Annotated in this window: 14 protein-coding genes and 1 riboswitch; of the genes, 8 read left to right on the plus strand and 6 right to left on the minus strand. The window is 63.7% G+C overall.

Annotated features, from left to right (window positions below; all coding sequences use genetic code 11):
* Window positions 1-149 precede the first annotated feature (149 nt).
* The 3 genes from AC1Z3V_RS04160 to AC1Z3V_RS04170 all read left to right on the plus strand — a co-directional run bounded on the left by AC1Z3V_RS04160 (window position 150) and on the right by AC1Z3V_RS04170 (window position 5,047).
* Window positions 150-3,533, plus strand: coding sequence for a hybrid sensor histidine kinase/response regulator (locus AC1Z3V_RS04160; protein ID WP_483497378.1), 3,384 nt, complete (start codon window positions 150-152; stop codon window positions 3,531-3,533).
* Window positions 3,526-4,449: a response regulator gene (locus AC1Z3V_RS04165; RefSeq protein ID WP_483497379.1), complete on the plus strand. Its 924-nt coding sequence runs from the start codon at window positions 3,526-3,528 to the stop codon at window positions 4,447-4,449. Before AC1Z3V_RS04160 ends, AC1Z3V_RS04165 begins: the two co-directional genes overlap by 8 nt.
* Before the next feature lie 97 nt (window positions 4,450-4,546).
* Window positions 4,547-5,047, plus strand: coding sequence for a hypothetical protein (locus AC1Z3V_RS04170; RefSeq protein ID WP_429813856.1), 501 nt, complete (start codon window positions 4,547-4,549; stop codon window positions 5,045-5,047).
* Window positions 5,048-5,089: 42 nt separating this feature from the next.
* On the opposite strand, the gene AC1Z3V_RS04175 is transcribed toward AC1Z3V_RS04170, so the two are convergent.
* Window positions 5,090-5,701: a glutathione S-transferase family protein gene (locus tag AC1Z3V_RS04175; RefSeq protein ID WP_483497380.1), complete on the minus strand. Its 612-nt coding sequence runs from the start codon at window positions 5,699-5,701 to the stop codon at window positions 5,090-5,092.
* 94 nt (window positions 5,702-5,795) lie between these two features.
* On the opposite strand from AC1Z3V_RS04175, the gene AC1Z3V_RS04180 reads away from it, so the two are divergent.
* Window positions 5,796-6,515 carry a helix-turn-helix transcriptional regulator gene (locus tag AC1Z3V_RS04180; protein ID WP_483497381.1) on the plus strand — a complete coding sequence of 240 codons (720 nt, stop codon included), beginning with the start codon at window positions 5,796-5,798 and terminating at the stop codon, window positions 6,513-6,515.
* An 80-nt stretch (window positions 6,516-6,595) separates the two neighbouring features.
* Here AC1Z3V_RS04180 and AC1Z3V_RS04185 read toward each other — a convergent pair whose 3' ends face one another.
* Window positions 6,596-7,921 carry a dicarboxylate/amino acid:cation symporter gene (locus AC1Z3V_RS04185; protein ID WP_483497383.1) on the minus strand — a complete coding sequence of 442 codons (1,326 nt, stop codon included), beginning with the start codon at window positions 7,919-7,921 and terminating at the stop codon, window positions 6,596-6,598.
* 228 nt (window positions 7,922-8,149) lie between these two features.
* Between AC1Z3V_RS04185 and AC1Z3V_RS04190 the strand changes: the two genes are divergently transcribed.
* The 3 genes from AC1Z3V_RS04190 to thiC all read left to right on the plus strand — a co-directional run bounded on the left by AC1Z3V_RS04190 (window position 8,150) and on the right by thiC (window position 13,519).
* Window positions 8,150-10,018, plus strand: coding sequence for a sensor histidine kinase (locus tag AC1Z3V_RS04190; RefSeq protein ID WP_483497384.1), 1,869 nt, complete (start codon window positions 8,150-8,152; stop codon window positions 10,016-10,018).
* A 3-nt stretch (window positions 10,019-10,021) separates the two neighbouring features.
* Entirely contained in the window at window positions 10,022-11,386 is a 1,365-nt protein-coding gene (locus tag AC1Z3V_RS04195; protein WP_483497386.1) for a sigma-54-dependent transcriptional regulator, read from the plus strand.
* 96 nt (window positions 11,387-11,482) lie between these two features.
* Window positions 11,483-11,611, plus strand: a riboswitch (TPP riboswitch).
* 90 nt (window positions 11,612-11,701) lie between these two features.
* Entirely contained in the window at window positions 11,702-13,519 is a 1,818-nt protein-coding gene (gene thiC, locus AC1Z3V_RS04200) for a phosphomethylpyrimidine synthase ThiC (protein WP_483497388.1), read from the plus strand.
* A 231-nt stretch (window positions 13,520-13,750) separates the two neighbouring features.
* On the opposite strand, the gene AC1Z3V_RS04205 is transcribed toward thiC, so the two are convergent.
* Window positions 13,751-13,930, minus strand: a complete 180-nt coding sequence (locus AC1Z3V_RS04205) for a hypothetical protein (RefSeq protein ID WP_483497390.1) — start codon at window positions 13,928-13,930, stop codon at window positions 13,751-13,753.
* Window positions 13,931-14,111: 181 nt separating this feature from the next.
* On the opposite strand from AC1Z3V_RS04205, the gene AC1Z3V_RS04210 reads away from it, so the two are divergent.
* A complete protein-coding gene (locus AC1Z3V_RS04210; protein ID WP_483497391.1) occupies window positions 14,112-14,726 on the plus strand; it encodes a hypothetical protein in 615 nt (204 codons plus the stop codon).
* A 162-nt stretch (window positions 14,727-14,888) separates the two neighbouring features.
* Here the strand turns inward: AC1Z3V_RS04210 and AC1Z3V_RS04215 are convergent, their stop codons facing one another.
* From AC1Z3V_RS04215 to AC1Z3V_RS04225, 3 genes are read right to left on the minus strand one after another with little or no spacing between them, the layout of a single operon-like run.
* Window positions 14,889-16,127: an allantoate amidohydrolase gene (locus AC1Z3V_RS04215; RefSeq protein ID WP_483497392.1), complete on the minus strand. Its 1,239-nt coding sequence runs from the start codon at window positions 16,125-16,127 to the stop codon at window positions 14,889-14,891.
* Window positions 16,128-16,155: 28 nt separating this feature from the next.
* Window positions 16,156-17,331 carry a M20 aminoacylase family protein gene (locus AC1Z3V_RS04220; RefSeq protein ID WP_483497393.1) on the minus strand — a complete coding sequence of 392 codons (1,176 nt, stop codon included), beginning with the start codon at window positions 17,329-17,331 and terminating at the stop codon, window positions 16,156-16,158.
* A 3-nt stretch (window positions 17,332-17,334) separates the two neighbouring features.
* Window positions 17,335-18,540 (minus strand): diaminopropionate ammonia-lyase, encoded by a 1,206-nt coding sequence (locus AC1Z3V_RS04225; RefSeq protein ID WP_483497395.1) that lies wholly within the window; start codon window positions 18,538-18,540, stop codon window positions 17,335-17,337.
* Window positions 18,541-18,642: the final 102 nt, after the last annotated feature.

The raw sequence follows: 18,642 nt of genomic DNA on the forward strand, positions 1-18,642 counted from the left end.
CATCCGGTTCGGCACTTACAGCCCGAAACCGGAGGGCCCGGTTTTTCCGTGCGGACCATCACATTTTCCCTGTTGCAGCAATTTTAAGCAGAAATATTCCGTGCTAAGAAAAAGTGCAGAAACTCCCTCGACGGCACGTTAGGACCCCCATGGCGGCACGCCAGCGCATCATTCCCATAAGGCGGGAATACAATCGTTGGGTCGCCAACCAGACGCTTGAAGACTATGCGCTGCGCTTCACCGCCAAGAGCGCGCGGCGCTTCTCCTCGGAGCGCATCTCGCAGACCGCCATCGGCGCCATCTCCTTCCTGGCACTGGAAGCCATCGGCGGCGCGATCACCATGTCCTATGGCACCACCAATGCGATCGTCGCGATCCTGGTCGCAAGCCTGATGATCCTGACCGTAGGATTGCCGATCAGCCGCTATGCCATCCGCCACGGGGTCGACATCGATCTGCTCACCCGCGGCGCCAGCTTTGGATACATCGGCTCGACGCTGACCTCGCTGATCTATGCGAGCTTCACCTTCATCCTCTTCGCGATCGAGGCCTCGATCATGTCGGGGGCGCTCGAACTGGCGCTCGGCATCCCCTTGTGGGTCGGTTATATCGTCAGCGCTGCCGTCGTCATCCCGCTCGTCACCCACGGTGTGCGACTGATCAGCAAGTTCCAGCTTTTGACCCAGCCCTTCTGGATCGTGCTCAACATCCTGCCCTTCGTCTTCATCGCGTTCGCCGATTGGGAGAAGGTCGGCGCCTGGCTTGCCTATTCCGGCATTCATCACGCCTCGGGCCCTCCCGGCACGCTTGCGCCCTTCGGTCTCGTCGAATTCGGTGCAGCGTCGGCCGTGATCTTCGCGCTGATGGCGCAGATCGGCGAGCAGGTCGACTTCCTGCGCTTCCTGCCGCCGGACGGGCAGCGCAAGCTGCATCATCGCATCGCCGTCTTCCTCGCCGGCTCCGGCTGGGTGATCGTCGGCGCGCCGAAGCTGCTTGCCGGGTCCTTTCTCGTCGTGCTGGCGCTTTCGAGCGGCGTGCCCTCGACCAGGGCCGCTGATCCGGCGCAGATGTACTACACCGCCTTCGGCTACATGATCCCGTCCGAAACGGCTGCGCTGCTCTTGATGGTCGTCTTCGTCGTCGTGTCGCAGCTGAAAATCAACGTCATGAACGCCTATGCCGGCTCGCTTGCCTGGTCGAACTTCTTCTCGCGCCTGACCCACAGTCACCCGGGCCGCGTCGTCTGGCTGGTCTTCAATGTCGCCATCGCGCTTCTCCTGATGGAACTCGGTATCTATCGGCTGCTCGAAGAAACGCTCGGCGTCTTCTCGATCATCGCCATGGCCTGGCTCTGCACGATTTCGGCCGACCTCTTCGTCAACAAGCCGCTCGGCCTTTCACCGCAGGGCATCGAGTTCAAGCGCGCCCATCTCTACGATATCAACCCGGTGGGGCTCGGCGCCATGGCGATCTCGGCGACGGTAGCCCTGACGGCACATTTCGGCGCCTTCGGCGAGATCGCCGCTTCGCTTGCGCCCTATATCGCGCTCGTCGTCGCCTTCATCGCCTCTCCGCTGATTGCCTGGTTGACAGACGGCAAATTCTACCTCGCCCGCAAACCACGCAGAAGCTGGGCAAACCAGAGCGAAATCGCCTGCTCGATCTGCGAGCATCCGTTCGAGCCGGAGGACATGGCCTGGTGCCCGGCCTACGCCGCACCGATCTGTTCGCTTTGCTGTTCGCTCGACAGCCGTTGCCATGACATGTGCAAGCCGAAGGCCCGCTTCAACGCTCAGGTCGCAGCCGTCGCCAACATCCTGCTTCCGCGCACCGTCACGGAAAAGCTGGCAACACGCCTCGGCCGCTACGCGATCTGCGCGATCCTCTCGATTGCCGGCATCGGCTTGATCCTGGCGATGATCGCGCACCAGACCGCCGGCGCTACTCCGGAGACCGCCGCCGTCGTCGAACGCACCATCGCCGTCGTCTTCTTCGTCTTCGCCGTGCTCGCGGGCATTGTCTCCTGGTTCTATGTGCTCGCCCATGACAGCCGCGTCGTTGCGGAAGAAGAATCCTCGCGCCAGAACACGCTCCTTCTTAAAGAAATCGCCGCTCACAAGAAGACGGACGCGGCGCTGCAGCAGGCGAAGGAAACGGCGGAGGCGGCCAATCGTGCCAAGAGCCGCTATGTCGTCGGCCTCAGCCACGAACTCAGGACGCCGCTCAACGCCGTACTCGGCTATGCCCAGGTGCTGGAGCGCGACGAGACCATTCCGCCGGCCCGACAGGGCGCGATCAAGGTGATCAAGCGCAGTGCCGATCATCTCTCCGGCCTGATCGACGGGTTGCTGGATATTTCCAAGATCGAGGCCGGCAAGCTGCAGATCTATTCCAACGAGATCAACATTCACGACTTCCTCGACCAGATCGTCGAAATGTTCCGGCCGCAGGCGCAGGCCAAGGGCATCACCTTCGAACACGAGCGCGCCGCGAGCCTACCGCGCTATGTGAAGACCGACGAGAAGCGTCTGCGCCAAATCCTCGTCAACCTTCTCTCCAACGCGCTGAAGTTCACCGAGCGCGGCGGCATCCGCCTGGACGTCGCCTATCGCAGCCAGGTTGCGACCTTCACGATTGCCGACAGCGGCCGCGGCATTGCGGACAAGGATCTGCCGCGCATTTTCGACCCCTTCCAGCGCGGCGAGGCCGAGCATCAAGGCAACATGCCGGGCCTCGGCCTAGGGCTGACGATCACCCGACTTCTGACGCAGACGCTCGGCGGCGAAATCGCCGTGACCAGTAAGCTCGGCGAAGGCACCAGCTTTCGCGTCCGCTTGATGCTTTCGGCAGTCGACCGTCCGGCGCTTGCAGCGCCCGTCCGGCGCATCACCTCCTACCTCGGCCCGCAGCGCACGATCGTCGTCGTCGACGACAATGCCGATCATCGCGCCCTGATGCGTGAAATCCTCCTGCCCATGGATTTCACGGTCTTCGCCGTTCCATCCGGAGGCGACTGCCTCTCTCTCCTTGAAGACGTCAGCCCGGACCTCTTCTTGATCGACATTTCGATGCCGGGCATGAACGGCTGGGAACTCGCCGGACGACTGCGCGAAATCGGACAAATGGCGCCGATCATCATGCTGTCGGCCAACATCGGCGACGGATCGACCACCGGCTCTTTCACCGGCCACGACGACACGCTCGCCAAGCCCTTCGTCGTCGGGCAACTCGTCGACAAGCTTGCGGTCCATCTCGGTCTGACCTGGATCCACGAAGGCGAAGAAAAACTGCATACCGTCCCAATTGCCCGGCCGATGACGCGCCCGCACTTCCACCATGTTCAGGAACTGATCCGCCTCGGCGAGATCGGCTACATCCGGGGCATCGAGGCCAAACTGACGGAGATCGCGATGAAGCCCGAACATCAATCCTTTGTCGAAGAAGCCCGTTCCTATGTGCAGGCCTTCGATCTCTCGGGCTACGACGCCTTCCTCAAGAATTGCACCCAAGAAGGAGGCGACGCTCGTGGCTGAGACCTACGACCGCCGGGACATCGTTCTGCTCGTCGACGATTCACCGGAAGCCCTCGGTTTCCTCACCGAGGCCCTGGAGCAATCGGGCTTTTCCGCGCTGATCGCCACGTCGGGCCATGCCGCGCTGTCGATCGCGGAGCGCATAACCCCCGACGTCATTCTGCTGGACGCCGTCATGCCTGGCATGGACGGCTTCGAGACCTGCCGACGCCTCAAGGCCAATGCCGCCGTCGGCCAAACACCGGTACTGTTCATGACCGGATTGACGGAGACCGAGCATGTTGTTCGCGCCCTTGAGGCTGGCGGCGTCGACTATCTGACCAAGCCGATCAACATCGACGAACTCAGGGCGCGCATCCGCGTTCATTTGTCCAATGCGCGCTCGGCCCAAAGCGCGCGGGTCGCGCTCGATGCCGCCGGGCGCCACCTGCTGGCGGTTCGCGCCGATGGCGGTATCTGCTGGTCGACGCCTCAGGCGACCCGCCTCGTCAATGCCGCAACCGGCCGCGACGATGGATTGGGTACGGTCACGAAACGCATCGCGCGCTGGATGGAAAGCCGCACCCGAGGAGCGTCATCGCACGAGGAGAGCTTCACGCTCGACCAGCCGGGCCAATCGGGCCTGCAGATATCCTATCTCGGTGGTATCGGCCCGAACGAGTATCTCTTTCGCCTGACGGCCGAGAACCGGCTGACGGACGATGAAATGCTGCGCCAGCATTTCGTGCTGACGCAGCGGGAATCCGAAGTGCTGCTCTGGATCGCCAAGGGCAAGGCGAACCGCGACATCGGCGAGATCCTGGGCCTGAGCGCGCGTACCGTAACCAAGCATCTAGAACAGATCTATGTGAAGCTCGGCGTCGAGAACCGGGCGTCGGCCGCCGTCAAGGCCACGCAGGTTCTGCACGGGATCTGAGGCGAAGAACGGAACATCCGCCACACTGACGCGTTCGGCTGGTGATCACGACACCCACTGATGTACTATCGACGCCGCTGAACGGAGGGTTGCATCCATGCCCCGTTGGTTGTTGCTTGTCGTCATGACCGCGCTCGCCCCTGGCGTTGGGCGCGCGGATGAGGGTGCATTCCTCAAGTCGTTGGGTGGTAGCTGGGCGGGCGTTGGCGTCGTTCGTATCCGGACCAACATGTCTCCAATCACCGTTTCCTGCAGCTTCAACTCCGAGGCAACCGGCCTCGCGCTGTCGATGGCCGGCGTCTGCCGGGGGATGCTGCTGATCTCGCGCGCTATCGACGCGAAGCTGCGCTACACAGGTTCGACCTACAGCGGCTCTTATCTCGGCCCCCGTGGCGGGCGCGCCGGGCTCAACGGCAGTCGCCGCGGCGACGCGATCAATCTCACCATCCGCTGGGCCAAGGACGTCAACGGCGATCGTCGCGCCGATCTGACCGTACGCAAGATCGGCGCCAATGGAATGCAGTTGACGACGATTGATGTCGATCCCGCTTCGGGCAAGCAAGTGGTAACGAGCGAGATAAACCTCAAACGAAAATAGCGGAGGAATGCTGCCCTCTGGGCGAGCGGCCACTCAGTGCAGTCAGGCCGCGGCCGCGGCGCGAGTATCGTAGTCGGCGGTCCATTGCAGCGAGGGACGTGCGCCACAACGCTCGACCCATGTCTTGACGGCATTGCTGTCCGGTGTCGCTGCAGGATACCAGGCAAAAGGTGAATGCAGCAGCAGGTCTACAGCCGTGTAGTGGTCGCCCATCAGATAGGGGCTATCCTTCAGCGCGCTTTCAAGGCGCTCGGCCATCTGCTTCGGACCGCGGAAGGTGAAATTCAGGTAGGGATGGGAAAGCCCCGCCGCCTGCATGATCAGCACGGGCTCGACCACGCCCGCATACCAGGCGAGCCAGCTCAGATACCGGCCGCGCTCCCGGTCGCCTGCAAGCGGCGCCAGCTTCTTTTCCGGGAAAAGGTCGGTCAGATACTGAATGATCGCAATGCTCTCCCAAAGCACCACGCCATCATGCACAAGCAGTGGTACCTTGCCCTCCGGATGCGGGTTCTTCGGGTCCCTCCGACCATTGCCATCGCCGCGGGTGATGTCGACGATCTCGATCTCCACCTTGTCGATGGCGTCAAGTTCGCGAAGCAGCGTGATGATGCGCGACGAGCGCGAGCGCGGGGCGTGAAACAGCGTCAGCATGATAAGGTTCCTCGGTTGCCTTTGCGGATGCGGGTCTTATACAGTCGCCCAACTGCCAGTTTTCGTCAGTAGGCTTCGTCCATCTTCCAAAGCCATGGCCCGTAGTGATCGTCTGTTCCGCCTGCTCCAGGCGCTTCGCACATTGCCCTCTCCGGTGACAGCCGCGCGCCTTGCCGAGGAAACCGGTGTGTCGTTGCGCTCGCTCTATCGCGACATCGACAGCCTGCGTGCTGCCGGCGCCGTTATCGACGGCGAACGCGGCTTTGGCTACCGGCTGACGGAGGACATCGCCTTGCCGCCGCAAACCTTCACGCGACTGGAGATCGAGGCGCTCGTGCTCGGCCTCGCAGAAGTGCAGCACATGGGCGAACCGGACCTCGCGGCGGCAGCAGGCGCGGTGCTTTCCAAGATAACGGCGACGTTGCCCGACCGGCTGCAGCGCCAGGCACTGCATGCCGCGTCGCAGGTCTATCGCTTCGAGCGCAGGGATCCGCAGGTGGCTGATGTCAGCCTTTTGCGCGAGGCCTGCTGGCAGGAGCGCGCCGTCGTCATCGGTTATGTGGACGCCGGGCAGAAACGGACTGACAGAAAGGTATTACCGCTCGCGATCGTCTATCTGGAGCGGATGCTGGTGCTGCTCGCATGGTGTTGCCTGCGCCAGGATTTCCGCAAGTTCCGCGTCGACCGCATCGCCGACATCAGGATGACGGACGAGAGTTTCCGTCCGCGCCGGGTGCCTATGCTCCGGGATTTCATCGCCTATCTCAACGCCGGCGCGCCTGAGAAGTCGAAGATGACGTTGAGCGATCAATAGGGTCCAAGCGACGACGCGGCCCGTGTCGCCACGAGCCGCGTCCGGACTGCGCTTAGGCAGTCATGCCTTGGGAGGCAAGCTTATTCGGCTGGCTGCAGCGCCGGCTGCGGCAGGGCTTCCGGCGCGCGACCGCCAAGGACCGCTGCCATCTGCGCTTCATCCAACTCGCCTTCCCACTTCGCGACGACGATCGTGGCGACCGCATTGCCGACGAAATTGGTGAGTGCACGGCATTCCGACATGAAGCGGTCTATGCCGAGGATCAGCGCCATGCCGGCGACCGGCACGGCTGGTACGACCGAGAGCGTTGCGGCCAACGTGATGAAGCCGGCGCCGGTGATGCCGGCGGCACCCTTGGAGCTCAGCATGGCGACGAGCAGCAGCAGTACCTGGTCGCCGAGCGACAGCGGGATATCCATCGCCTGGGCGATGAAGAGAGCCGCCAGCGTCATGTAGATGTTGGTGCCGTCGAGGTTGAACGAGTAGCCGGTCGGGATGACGAGACCGACGACCGAGCGCTTGCAGCCGGCCTTTTCCATCTTGCTCATCAGCCCCGGCAGTGCAGCTTCCGACGAGGAGGTACCGAGCACCAGCAGCAGTTCTTCCTTGATGTAGCGGATGAGCGCGATGATCGAGAAGCCGTTGTAGCGGGCGACGGCGCCGAGAACCAGGAACACGAAGAGGAAGGACGTGAGATAGAACGTGCCGATCAGCATCGCCAGGTTGGCGATCGAGCCGACGCCGTATTTGCCGATGGTAAACGCCATGGCCCCGAAGGCGCCGATCGGGGCGGCCTTCATCAGGATGCCGACGAGCTTGAAGACCGGCAGCGTCAGCGCGTGCAGGAAGTCGACGACCGGCTCGGCCTTCTTGCCGACCATCGCCAGCGCGAGACCGAAGAGAACGGAGACGAATAGTACCTGCAAGATGTCGCCTTCGGCAAAAGCACCGACCAGCGTCGTCGGGATGATGTTCGTCAGGAAGCCGGTGATCGTCTGCTCATGCGCCTTCTCGGCATAGGTCGTCACGGCTTTGACGTCGAGCGAGGCGGGATCGATGTGCATGCCGGAGCCGGGCTGGACGACATTGGCGACGATCAGGCCGATAACCAGCGCCAGCGTCGAGAAGGTCAGGAAGTAGATCATTGCCTTTCCGGCGACGCGACCGACCTTGGCGAGATCAGTCATGCCGGCAATGCCGGTCGCAACCGTCAGGAAGATGACCGGCGCGATGATCATCTTGACGAGGCGGATGAAGGCGTCGCCGAGCGGCTTCAGCTCGGTGCCGAGCGACGGATAGAAATGGCCGAGCAGAATGCCGGCCGCGATCGCCGCCAGGACCTGGACATAGAGATGCCGATAGAATGGTGTCTTGCCGCGCGGTTCCGCGGATTGGTCGATAATCATGAGATCCTCCACTGGACCCAGTCCGGCGTCATGCCGGGCCTCCCGGGTCAATTTCCGATGCGCGACAGCTCGGGCTGTCATGAGGATGCCAATTGCAACAGGCGTGCCAGTTCTCTGCGGTCAGAGCCAAACCATTGAATCGATGAAGACCTTTTGCGCATGCGGGTCGACGCGCACGAAGAGTTGAGCGGATTTCCGCACAAGTCACCTGGAAGTCTGAGCGGAAAAATGCACAATCAGGCGATGTTCAATGCCCCATCCGCCCCCCTGAACCTGGCAGATCTCGACAGGTCCATGCGCCGCATCTGGCTGGTGTTTGCCGGCCTCGCTTTGGCGCTGCTCGTCGCCGGGCTTCTGTTCGCCGGCGAATATGGTCGCAGCCAGGCACTCGAGACGGTCGATGCCCAAAGCCGGATCGACGCCAATCTGAAGGCTTCGCTGCTGCGCGCCGTGCTCGAGCGCCAACGCTCGACGCCGCTGGTGCTGGCCGACGACGTCGAGGTGAAGGCGGCACTTTCGACACGTGATGGCCAGGCGCTGCAGCGGCTGAACGAAAAGCTGCAAGCGCTCGCCGCCAATACGGACGCGGCCGTCATCTATGTGATCGGCACTGACGGCGTTGCGGTTGCCGCCAGCAACTGGCACGAGCCGACGAGCTTCGTCGGCAACGACTACGCCTTCCGCGAATATTTCCGCGTAGCGATGCGCGACGGCAAGGCGGAGCACTTCGCCATGGGCACCGTCAGCAAGCGGCCGGGCCTTTACATCTCGCGTCGGGTCCAGGGCCCTGACGGCCCGATCGGCGTCGTCGTCGCCAAGCTCGAATTCGACGACGTCGAGACGGAGTGGCTTGCGTCCGGCAAACCCGTCTATGTCACCGACCGGCGCGGCATCGTGCTGATCACCAGCTTTCCATCCTGGCGCTTCATGACGACCAGAACCATTCCCCGCGATCGCCTCGCCGCGATCCGTGACAGCCTGCAATTTGGTAACGCTTCCCTGTTGCCGCTGCCGTTTCGCGATATCGAGCCCACCAGTAACGGTTCCAGCGAGTTGCGCGCGCTGCTGCCGGGCGATAGGGAGCGACGGTTCCTGCGGGTCGAAACCATGATCCCGACCACCAACTGGCGTCTCGAACAGCTCGCCCCGTTGGACGGCGCCCTGGCCGCGGCAACCCGGGAGGCCCGGCTGATCGCGCTAGCGGTGACCGTGCCGCTGCTGGCGCTGGTCGCCTTCCTCCTGCGTCGCCGCCAGGCGCTGACGCTGGCGGCGGCGAGGGAACGTGCCGCCCGTGACGAACTGGAGCGCCGCGTGGCGGAGCGTACCCGTGACTTGAGCCTTGCCCGCGATCATCTGGAAACGGAGATCGCCGACCACAGGCGCACCGGCGAGAAACTCCAGGCGGTTCAGCAAGAGCTGGTCCAGGCGAACCGGCTGGCGATCCTCGGCCAGGTGGCCGCCGGCGTCGCCCACGAGATCAACCAACCGGTCGCCACCATCCGCGCCTATGCCGACAACGCCCGCACCTTCCTCGAACGCGGCCAGCAGGAAACGGCAGTGGAGAACCTCGCCAGCATCGCAGACCTTACCGAACGGGTCGGCACCATCACCGACGAACTCCGGAGCTTTGCCCGCAAGGGCCGCTTCGTCGCCGAGCCGACACCGATGCGCGATGTGGTCGAAGGCGCGCTGATGCTCCTTCGCAGCCGCTTTGCCGGCCGCATGGATGCGATCGTCGTCGACCTGCCGGAAAACGGCCTCAGCGTGTTCGGCAACCGTATCCGTCTTGAACAGGTCCTGATCAATCTCCTGCAGAACGCGCTCGAAGCGCTCGGCAATCGGACCGACGCCGAAATCCGCGTGCGTTGCGAGGACGGCCCTTCCGGCAGCGTTTCGCTTGTCGTTGCCGACAATGGCCCGGGTATCCCGCAGCATATCCACGAAGATTTGTTCACGCCATTCAACACCTCCAAGGACGAAGGACTCGGCCTCGGTCTTGCCATCTCCAAGGAGATCGTCGCCGACTATGGCGGCGAGATATCAGTCGAAACCAGCGACAGGGGCACCGTCTTCACGGTCCGCCTGAAAAGGGCCTGAGCGATGCAGCCGTCCGTTTACCTCATCGACGACGACAACGATCTGCGCAAGGCGATGAAGCAGACGCTGGAGCTTGCCGGCCTTGCCGTCACCTCGCTTGCAAGTGCCGCTGAAGCGCTGGAGACGCTCGATGCCGATTTCGACGGCATCGTCGTCAGCGATATCCGCATGCCGGGCATCGATGGCCTGGCGTTTCATCGCCGCATCGCCGCCTTCGATGCCGACCTGCCGGTGATTCTGGTAACCGGCCACGGCGATATCCCGATGGCGGTGCAGGCATTGCAGGATGGCGTCTATGACTTCATTCCCAAGCCCTTTGCCGCCGATCGGCTGGTGCAGAGCGTGCGGCGCGCCCTCGAAAAGCGCCGGCTCGTCATGGAGAACCGCGCGTTGAAACGGGCGGCGGAGACGGCCGGCGACAGCCTGCCGCTGATCGGCCAAACACCGGTCATGGAGCGGCTGCGGCAGACGATCCGGCACATCGCCGACACGGATGTCGACGTCCTCGTCGCCGGCGAAACCGGCAGCGGCAAGGAGGTGGTCGCCACCCTGCTCCACAATTGGAGCCGGCGCCGCAACGGCAACTTCGTCGCGCTGAACTGCGGCGCGTTGCCGGAAACGGTGATCGAAAGCGAACTCTTCGGCCACGAGCCGGGCGCCTTCACCGGCGCCTTGAAGAAGCGCGTCGGTCGCATCGAACACGCCAGCGGCGGCACGCTGTTCCTCGACGAGATCGAGGCAATGCCGCCGGCAACTCAGGTCAAGATGCTGCGTGTTCTTGAAGCCCGCGAGATTACGCCACTCGGCACCAATCAGGTCCGTCCCGTCGATATCCGCGTCATCGCCGCCGCAAAAATCGATCTCGGCGACCCGGCGCAGCGCGGTGACTTTCGCGAAGATCTCTACTTTCGATTGAACGTCGTGACGTTGTCGATCCCGCCGCTGCGCGAACGCCGTGACGACATCCCGCTGCTCTTCTCGCATTTCCTGACCCGGGCAGTCGAGCGCTTCAAGCGTGACGTGCCCGTCATCTCACCGACCGTGCAGCAGCACCTGATGACGCACAACTGGCCTGGCAATGTGCGCGAACTTTCGCATTTTGCCGAACGCGTCGCGCTTGGCGTCGAAGGCCCGTTGGGGCAACCCGTTGTCTCGACCGAACAGTCCGGTTTCGCGCTGCCGGAGCGGCTCGAACGCTACGAGGCGGAGATCCTGAAGGAGGCGCTCCGAGCCCAGCGCGGCGACGTCAAGGCGACCATCGAAGCGCTCGGCATTCCGCGCAAGACCTTTTACGACAAGCTCCAGCGCCACGGCATCAACCGCGCCGATTATGCGGAGCGCGGCGTTCCGGAAAAACCTGACCACTAGCGTCGAGTCTACATCCGGAATACCCGTTTAACGTGCATATTGAGCAACGAGCGATTTCGCGCTTGACGACCCGTGCCGTTCGATGGCTATCTTCTAGGCATTCACCAGGGGGGTCCCGCAAGGGGCTGAGATTCTGCTGGATGGCCGGCTCGCCGGCTGTGGCGCAGTGACCCGTTGAACCTGATCCAGTTCATACTGGCGTAGGGACGGTGCAGATATCGAAGCCAGGATTCCGTGCATTCAGCACCTGGCGGCGCGTCTTTCATCCTTCCGGCATCAGAACTGGGTCTCCAATCGCAAACTTGGAGCCTCGTCATGAATATTGCCACAAAGCCCACCCCTCTCTCGGTCACCCAAGGTCCGCTTCCGGCATCCCGAAAAGTCCACAAGGCCGGCATCCTGCATCCGGATATCCGCGTGCCGATGCGTGAGATCGCGCTGCACCCGACCTCGGGCGAACCGCCGGTCACGGTCTATGATTCCTCCGGCGCCTATACCGCAGACGATGCCGAAATCCGCATCGAGGAGGGGTTGCCGCGGCTCCGCCGCAATTGGATCGTCGCCCGCGGCGATGTGGAAACCTACGAGGGGCGCACTGTCCGGCCGGAGGACAACGGCTTTGCCAGCGGCGACCGGCTGACGCCGACCTTCCCGTTCCAGCATGCGCCGCTTAAGGCAGTGGCCGGCAAGGCGGTAACCCAGCTTGCCTATGCCCGCGCCGGCATCATCACGCCGGAAATGGAGTTCGTGGCGATCCGCGAAAACCTCGGCCGCGATGCGCGCGCGAAAGTTCGCGATGGCGAGAGCTTCGGCGCCCATATCCCCGATCATGTCACGCCGGAATTCGTGCGCCAGGAAATCGCCAGCGGCCGAGCGATCCTGCCCGCCAACATCAACCATCCGGAATCCGAGCCGATGATCATTGGTCGGAATTTTCTGGTGAAGATCAACGCCAATATCGGCAACTCCGCCGTCACCTCGTCGATGGCCGAAGAGGTCGAAAAGATGGTCTGGGCGACCCGCTGGGGCGCCGACACGGTCATGGACCTTTCGACCGGCCGCAACATCCACAACATCCGCGAATGGATCATCCGCAACTCGCCGGTTCCGATCGGCACCGTGCCACTCTACCAGGCGCTGGAAAAGGTCAACGGCATTGCCGAGGACCTCACATGGGAAGTCTATCGCGACACGCTGATCGAGCAGGCCGAACAGGGCGTCGACTATTTCACCATCCATGCCGGGGTGCGGCTGCATTACATCCCGCTCACCGTCGACCGTGTCACCGGGATCGTCTCGCGCGGCGGCTCGATCATGGCCAAGTGGTGTCTGCATCATCACAAGGAAAGCTTCCTCTACGAGCATTTCGAGGAGATCTGCGATATCTGCCGCGCCTATGACGTCTCCTTCTCGCTCGGTGATGGCTTGCGCCCCGGCTCGATCGCTGATGCCAACGACGCGGCGCAATTCGCCGAACTGGAGACGCTCGGCGAGCTCACGAAGATCGCCTGGGCCAAGGATTGTCAGGTGATGATCGAAGGCCCCGGTCACGTGCCGATGCACAAGATCAAGGAAAACATGGACAAGCAGCTCGCCGTCTGCGGCGAGGCGCCGTTCTACACGCTCGGACCGCTGACGACGGATATCGCTCCCGGCTACGACCACATCACCTCCGGCATCGGCGCCGCGATGATCGGCTGGTTCGGCACTGCGATGCTCTGCTACGTCACGCCGAAGGAGCATCTGGGCCTGCCGGACCGCAATGACGTCAAGGTGGGCGTCATCACCTACAAGATCGCCGCCCACGCCGCCGATCTCGCCAAGGGCCATCCCGCCGCGCAGGTGCGCGACGACGCGCTGTCACGCGCCCGCTTCGAGTTCCGCTGGGAGGATCAGTTCAACCTGTCGCTCGACCCGGAGACAGCCCGCAACTTCCACGACGAGACGCTGCCGAAGGAAGCGCACAAGGTGGCGCATTTCTGCTCCATGTGCGGCCCGAAGTTCTGCTCGATGCGGATCTCGCACGACATCCGCGCCGAAGCGCAGAAGGAAGGGCTGGAGGCGATGGCCGCGAAGTATCGCGAAGGCGGCGACCTCTATATGCCAGTCGGCGAAGTCGAAGCCGAAGGGTAAAACGAAACGCGTCGGGAGGGAGCGCCATTGCATTCCCTTCCGACGGCAAGGCAAATGCTCTCGTCTATTTCGAGCCGGCGCCTTCCTTCCACCTCGGCGCCCAGCCGTCGCCCGGCGCCGATCGAGGTCAATTAGGTATCGCCCGGTCTCCAGTGACGAGGCCGGACTGGCCGGGCTGCGCCAGTTCGTTTTCGCGGCAGAGCTGGCCGCAGCCGAGTTCGAGAGCCAAAATCAGCGAAGCGTCCCCAGATCTTCGCCGACCGCGATTTCCTCTCGCGAAGCGGCTTGGTCGAGGATGGCGAACAAGCGCGGATCGACAGGGCCGGCGACCTGCATCGCATCAGTGTCCGCCAGTCCATCGCCACCGGCTGCGCCGACCAAGACCAGCAGCGAGAAAGTCTGGTCCGTCAATGGGCGTTCCTTCCGGCGTTCCACCGCGCCGCTCGTGGAATAGCTTGTCCCCTCATCGGTTGAACGATATGTAGGGCTCGCGCAAAAGTCGCCGCCGGCGAACCTTCATTCGCGCTCAGCCGCCGTCCTCTGCCGCACAGAAGGTCTTGCAAGACGACGCCGGTTACATAAGGAGAAAGACTTGAGGACAAGCCTGCTGAGACTGACGGCCCTGTCGATAGGCGGCTTTCTGGCACTCGCTGGAGATTTGCCGCGCCTCGACGACAGCGGGAGTTTTGCCGCGGGCTTTTCCTGGATTCCCGCCGCCCATGCGGACGACGCCGATGTCGGCGGCGGCAACGGTGAAAATGGCGCGGGCGGCAGCGACCAAGGTGGCGAAAACGGCGAGAGCGGTGCAAGCATCTCTGGCGATCGACGTCTCGCAGGCAGCGGTGGACGCGGAAGCGCCACATTCAGGGGCCCTGGTGGCGGAAGCGTCCAAAGCAACGGCGCAGAGGGCGGCGGCGATGCGGGCACCGGCGACGGTGGCGGCACAAACGGCGAGCCCGGCGGGACCGGCGCAGGCGGCGGAGGCGGCGCCGTCGGTTTGGATAGCGAGCGTCCCTCATCCCCTTCGCGCGACTCCCGAGATTACGGACCGACCGGCAGCGTCTGGCACGGCGGCAGCAGTTTCCTCAACCTTTTCCGCCGGACACCGGAAGAGCCTGCCGAGGGGAGCGGGCCAGAGTCATCCACCCGGCAGAAGAGCGATGCAGGATCCCGCAGAAGCGCCGTTCACACGAAAACATTGCCTTGAAGAGGCGTCTGCTTCGTCGCGCCGAAGGATGACGTGCGCTGGTCATCGCGGACAAAGGAGCGCCTATGTCTGGATGTTCGAGCCAAGCCCGAGCATGACGGAGCAGAGGGAGGCGCGATATCGATCCCGTTTAATCAACGGACGCGCAATGCCCCTACCCCTCTAGCGACTACCCACCATCCGCTCGACCACATCGAGCAACACATTGGCGCCGGCGACGAGCTCATCAGGCTCCGTGTGTTCGCGCGGATTGTGGCTGATGCCGTCGCGGCTCGGAACGAAGATCATCGCCGTCGGCGCGATGCGGGCGATCATCTGGGCATCGTGACCAGCGCCGGAGGTCATCCGCCGGCTTTTCAGCCCGCGCGCATGCGCCGAGGCCTCGATGGCCGCGACGATGCCCTGATCGAACGCGACCGGCTGGAAGCGTGCCAGGCGCTCGACCGAGATCTCGACACCCTCTTCCTCGCCGATGCGGACAAGGAAATCTGCAAGCACCGTCTCCAGCGCCTGCAGCCGATCCTCGTCCGGATCGCGCAGATCGACGGTGAAGACCGCACGCGAGGGGATCACGTTGATGGCATCGGGCTCGAAACGCATGGTGCCGATTGTGGCCACGCTCGGCGCGTTCGAGCGGGCGATGTGCTCGCGCAGGAACAGGCCAACGCGGGCGGCGGCAAGCCCGGCGTCGCAGCGCATCGCCATCGGCGTCGTGCCGGCATGGTTGGCGACGCCATCGATGGTGACGCGTTGCCAGGAGATGCCCTGCAGGTTTTCGACCGCACCGATCGCCGTCCCTTCACGCTCCAGCACCGGTCCCTGCTCGATATGGAGTTCGACATAGGCATGAGGCTCGAGAAACCCCGGCTCGAGAGTGCCGGCATAGCCGATCCGCGCCAGTTCTTCGCCGAGCACCGTGCCATCCGTGCCGATGATCGCAAGCGCCGTCTCGAGGGAGAGGCCGCCGGCATAGACGAGCGAGCCGAGCATGTCGGGTGCAAAACGCACGCCCTCCTCATTCGTGAAGGCGGCAACGACGATCGGCCGGGCCGGCGTCACGCCACGCTCCTTCAACGTCTCTATCACTTCCAGCGCGGCAATCACGCCGTAGCAGCCGTCATAGATGCCGGCATTGATGACTGTGTCGATATGCGAGCCAAGCATGAGCGGTTCTGCGTCGGCACTGCTCGCGTCTCGCCAGACACCGAAGATGTTGCCGATCCGGTCGATCACGACGTCGAGCCCGGCCGCCCTTATCCAGGCGACGAGACGGTCGCGCCCCGCTCTGTCGTTGTCGGACCCGGCCAGTCGCGTCAATTGCCCCTGAGGATCGCGGCCGATTTCGCCAAGCTCGCGGATGCGCCCGATCAGGCGCGCGGCGTTGATGGAATGCAATGGCATCTTTGTCCTGCTTTCATGCGGTTTCTGATCAGGGCCTAGTGTCGGCCGGCGCCAGTCGCTGGCGGACGATCTCGGCGTGGTAACGCGCGCCGAAGATCAGGGCATCGTCATTGAAGTCGTAACGCGGATTGTGCAGCGGCGCCGACGCCTGACCGTTACCGATGAAGACGAAGCAGCCCTGCACATGCTCGAGAAACCGCGCGAAATCTTCCGAACCGGTCATCGGCTCGGCGGCCGTTGCGACGTTCTCGGGGCCGAACACTGATTCCGCCGCGGCAAAGGCATGGCCGGTCAGCACCGGATCGTTGATGAGCGGCACGAACTCGCGTGTGTAGTTGACCTCGACTTCGCAGCCATAGGCGTCCGCCGTGCCCTTGGCGATCACGCGCATCTCCGCCTCGATCTTCGCGCTGACCTCCGGCCGGAAGCTGCGGGCATCGCCGAGGATGCGGGCAAGTCCCGGCAAGGCATTACGCGTGCCGTCGGTCAAAAGCTCGGTCACCGAAACGACGCCGATATCCGTCGGCGACAAGCGGCGCGAGACGATCGTCTGCAGATTGACGACGGTGGCGCAGGCGGCAACAAGCGTCTCGTTGCCCCAATGCGGCCGCGCCGCATGTCCGCCGACGCCTCTGAGCACGATCTCGAAATTGTCCTCTGCCGACATGATCGCGCCCACGCGGGTTTCGAAGCGGCCGACCGGCAGCCCCGGCATGTTGTGCAGGCCGTAGATCTCGTCGAAGGGGAAGCGCTCCATCAGGCCGTCGTTCAGCATGGCGAGCGCGCCTTTGCCCCACTCCTCCGCCGGCTGGAAGACGAAGCACACGCTTCCGTCGAAGCCGCCGTCTTCGGCGAGCATCTTGGCAGCGCCCAGCAGCATCGCCGTGTGGCCATCATGGCCGCAGGCGTGCATGGTGCCCGGCCGGGTCGAGCGATAGGATCGCTCTCCCTGCTCCGCAATGCGGAGCGCATCCATGTCGGCGCGAAGCGCGATTGCGCGATTGCCGCTGCCGCGTCTCAGCCGGCCCACGACACCGGTACCGCCGACACCCTCCACCACTTCGTCGATCCCGAATTCTCTCAGCTTCGCCGCGACGAAGGACGAGGTGCGCTGCTCCTCGAAGCCGAATTCCGGGTGCGCGTGCAGATCGCGCCGCCAAGCCGTCATTTCCTCGACAAGCTGATCAAAATCCAGTTCCGCCATGGGTCACCCTCTTTCGCTCGAGCTATTTGCAACCGCCTCGGACGGCAATCCGACCAGGGCGGCATAACGCTCAGGGTCCGTCGCCCCCTCGGTATTGATGACGAAGACACGCGACTGGGCCGTCAATCCGAGCGCTTCGCGCAGTGCCGGATCCCGGGCTACCGCCAGCAGCCCGGCCAGACCGACGCCACCGCTTTCACCGGAAACGATCGCCGGGTCGGCGCCGGCAGGGCGCGCCAGCCTATTCATCACCGAAACGGCATCCTCTTCGGCGACGGTCATGAAGGCATCGGCCGCGCGCGACAGGATACGCCAGGCAACGAGTGACGGCTCGTAACATTCGAGCATCGCCATGATCGTCGGTTCGCCATGCGCCACCTTCACCGGATGTCCGGCCTTGGCGCTTTCGTAAAGGCAAGCAGCCCGCGCCGGATCGACGACGATGAAACGCGGACGCTTCGCGCCATAGCGCAGCGCCAGATGTCCCGCGGTGGCGGCGGCAATACCACCGACGCCCGCCTGTACGAAGACGTGGGTCGGCGGCCGATCCATTTGCCGAAGTGCTTCGCTGAGGAGCGCCGTGTAACCCTGCATCACCAGACCAGGGATATATTCGTAGCCCGGCCAGGACGTGTCGGAGACCACGGTCCAGCCGTGCGCCTCGCAAACCCGCGCGGCCTCCTCGACGGAATCGTCGTAGGTCCCGGCCACCCGAACGATCTCGGCGCCATAGTGAGCGATCGCGTCTATGCGCTTCTCGCTGACACCGGAATGCACGAAGATCACCGACTTCGCCCCGACGAGTCTGGCGCCCATGGCGACGGAGCGGCCGTGATTGCCGTCCGTGGCGCAGCCGAAGGTCATGCCGGCGGCAATCGCCCGGACCTCAGGCTGTTCGAGATCGTCGAGATCGAGGCTACGCCCGAGGCGCCGTTCCGCCTCCTCGATCACCAGGCGGATCACCGCGTAGGAGCCGCCAAGCGCCTTGAAGCTTCCAAGACCCAGGCGATGGCCCTCATCCTTGACGAAGACACCGGCGACGCCGAGCTCACTCGCCAAGGCGGGCAAAGCATGAAGCGGTGTTGGCCGATGATCCGCGCGCCGGGCAAGCTGCTGCTCGACCTTTTCGGCGGCCGCGAGCGACAGCATATCGGCATCTTCAGGCGCAAGATGATGGCCAAAATCGGCATGGGTATTGGCAAGGAACATGGTGCAATCTCCGTAGACCTTGCGAAAATCTATTTCATTGCGGACGAGAAATGCGCTCTAAATGGCCAAAGCAAATGCAAGTTTGTAAATTTGGACCGGCCA

It is taken from the genome of Ensifer sp. 38_S197, from assembly GCF_056924495.1.